Genomic DNA, 707 nt, shown 5'->3' on the forward strand with positions numbered 1-707 from the left:
AGCTTTTGTAAACCAAGTGATCTATAAATCATTTAAGAACTCTCCCCGCACATGCTCTCATAATAGATTTGCTTAGATTTAACTTTTTTCCAAGCTCATTTTAAAAACGATAACGCAATCCACCAGAAAAATGAATTCCGCTAAAACCAGCTTTGGTAAGCTTATGCTGATACATCAGATCACTGTGCAATATAAGCTTTGAAGACAACTGCGAATAAACACCCACTCCAGCTTCTAGGGAAGAACCAAAAGCACTCAACTGAAAGGCATCTTTAAAATACACAGATTGTTTCCCTCTAAAACCATGAGAAACATGAAGCTTGCCATAAAAAGAAACGATACGATCCTTTTCAAATGCCGCAAGCATCTTAGTCAGACGCCCACCAATACGCATTGCCCATTGATCCAATTTTCCCATCTCAACATCAAACCTGTCAATATCGTGTGCTTTATGAAACTGAAGATGTTGATAAATAAGCTGAATCTGTGGATCAAAAATAAAACCTTCATCCCCTGTTGTAAATGCTTTACCAGCAGACAACGAAACGTTCAGAGGATTTCCTTTTAATGTTGCTGTCTTGCCCCGTACAAAAGTGAGAACATCACCTTCAAACAAACCATAGGATAAAAGACCATCTACATAAAAACCAGCGTTACTTTCCAAACTACCATATGCTGTCACTAACCATTTATGAAATATACTTTTT

At 37.3% G+C, this 707-nt stretch carries 1 protein-coding gene; it reads right to left on the bottom strand.

What is annotated here, in order from left to right; all coding sequences use genetic code 11:
- Positions 1 to 100: 100 nt before the first annotated feature.
- Positions 101 to 707: autotransporter outer membrane beta-barrel domain-containing protein (locus tag ACFINS_RS10365; protein WP_375706223.1), on the bottom strand; the 607-nt coding region annotated here is incomplete at its 5' end.

The organism is Bartonella sp. AA2SXKL, assembly GCF_042197205.1.
Classification (GTDB): domain Bacteria; phylum Pseudomonadota; class Alphaproteobacteria; order Rhizobiales; family Rhizobiaceae; genus Bartonella.